1 protein-coding gene is annotated in these 2566 nt (G+C 24.1%); it reads left to right on the top strand.

Features of this window, described 5'->3' with window-relative positions:
• Nucleotides 1–456: 456 nt before the first annotated feature.
• On the top strand, nt 457–2566 hold a 2110-nt coding region (locus tag GBZ86_RS14830), incomplete at its 3' end, for a collagenase (RefSeq protein ID WP_152891931.1).

Raw genomic sequence — 2566 nt, 5'->3', positions numbered from 1 at the left:
GGAATATTGAGGTCTTACCACCGTTGAAATATTGATAAGGAAAACTACAGTGTATAACTTATCTTAATCCAAGTGAGAGCGGTGGCATGAAGCTATAATTAATATTGTAATGATATTCTAGCAATAGTCACTAGACAATTTGTTCATTGATAATTAAACATAATAATTTATTTGGATAACAAAGGTTTGAAAAAAGTTAATTCTTTAAGAAAGTTAGTAGGAAATTCAGTTATTTAATTAAATGAAAAGTTCAAATTGTTGGAACGCCGTATGCGGTGAAAGTCGCACGTACGGTGTGGAGTGGGGGAAAAGTTGGAGATAACTTCAAAGACTTACCTATCACTATAAAAGAATAGTATATATGAGATTTTAAAAAATTTAGATTTCGTTCTAGCAAGTGAATTAAGAAAAAGTAAGTATGATGTTGAAAAAACAGATGCTTATGGAAATATAGATTTGTTTTTAAATGAATTAGATAAATTAACTGAAAGTAGCATAAAAATAGATAAAGATAGTGAATGGTTAGTAAATAGTTTTATTTATTTTACAGGAAGGCTTTCTAAGTTTAGAATAAATAAAAATATAACTAAGAAAGTTATAACAAATTGTACAAAAAGATCTGAATATTTATCTAGTATATATATAGAATGTATAAAGGCATTAAGAGATAATTTTAATAGTGAATTTTCTGATGGAACATCTGTTGAATATGATGAAAAAATAAATAAGGCTAAAGAAAAATATTTATCTGAAACTTATAAATTTGATAATGGTAAAATAATAATAAAAACAGGCAACAAAGTAAGTAAAGAAAAAGTAAAAAAATTATATTGGGCCTCTAAAGAAGTAAAAGCTCAATTTATGAGAGTAATTGGAAATGACATACCTTTAGAAAAAGATAATGCAGATGATATATTAAATATAGTTATATATAATTCTCCACAAGAGTATAAAATGAATCAAAAACTTTATGGATATAGTACTGAAAATGGAGGAATATATATAGAAGATATTGGTACATTTTTTACTTATGAAAGAACGGAACAGGAAAGTATATATACATTAGAAGAATTATTTCGTCATGAATTTACTCATTATTTACAAGGAAGATATTTAGTTCCAGGAATTTGGGGAAAATCTGATTTTTATAAAAATAATTCTAATAAGTTAACTTGGTATGATGAAGGTACAGCGGAATTTTTTGCAGGTTCTACCAGAGAAAGAGGAGTAAGACCTAGAAAATCAGTAGTAAAAAATTTATCTAAGGATAAGAATGAACGACAATCTGTTAAAGAAATATTACATGCTAAATATGGTTCTTGGGAGTTTTATAATTATGGTTTTGCCTTTGCTAATTATATGTATGAAAATAATATTGAACAATTTCAAACAATGAATAATTTTATTAAAAATAATGATGTTGAAGGATATACAAGATATATTGAAAAATTAAGTTCAGATATAAAAATTAATGAAAATTATCAAAGAGTAATGGATAAATTAGTGGATAATTCTAATGAGTTAACTGTTCCTTTAGTTTCAAATGAATATATTAAGAATCATTTAAGTAAAAATAAAAATGATATTTGCCAAGAAGTGCAAAAAATCATAAAAATTGAAAATGTTAAAATTAATGAAGAAAAATCAGATTTTTTTGATACTTTTACTTTAAAAGGAAAATATATTGGTAAAAGTAAAGACAACATATCCCATTGGAAAGATATGAATAATATATTAGATAATACTTTAAAGAAGTTAGATGAAAATTCATGGAGTGGATATAAAACAGTTACTGCATATTTTACAAATTATAAAGTTGATGATAATGGACAATATAGTTTTGATGTAACTTTTCATGGAATATTAAGAACTAATAAAACTGAAAAAATAGAAAAAAGTGAAAAAATAGAAAATTTGTCTAATGATGATAAAAAAATTAAAGAAGTAAAAGAAAATAATTTATTAAAAGTTAATAAAAATATGGAGGGATATTTAAGTAAAGATAATCCAAGTTATACTTATTGCTTTGAGGTTGACAAAGAAGGTAAAATCAATATTAATTTTGAAAATCCTGATAATTTAAAATTAACTTGGCATGTAAAAAAAGATGATAAGTATATTGCTTGGGGAGCGGATTCATTAAAAAATAACTTTGATGCCATACCAGGAAAATATTTATTAACTGTATATGATTATACTTCAAAAGATGCAAATGGCAATTTTAAAATTTTAATGGATGGATTTTTGAGAGAAGAAGAAAAAGGTAAAGGAATAGAAGAGTTTCAATATAATAATGATTTTCAACATGCTGTGAGCATTAAAAACAATGTGCTTTTAGAAGGAACATTAAATGATGATAATAATAATGATTTTTTTAAATTTAATATAAAAAATAATTCTAAAGTAAATATTACTGTAGATACTTTAGGTGAAGAGGGAGTAGCTTGGATTTTATATAATTCAAATGATTTAAGTAAATATGTTTTAGCTAGTATTAATAAAAATGGATTATTACAAAATACATGCGAAATTTCTCCAGGAGAATATTATTTAAGTGTTTATAAAT

It is taken from the genome of Clostridium tarantellae, from assembly GCF_009295725.1.
GTDB lineage: Bacteria > Bacillota > Clostridia > Clostridiales > Clostridiaceae > Sarcina > Sarcina tarantellae.
Note: the sequence above shows the minus strand (reverse complement) of the source record. Positions and strands in the feature narration are given on the sequence as shown.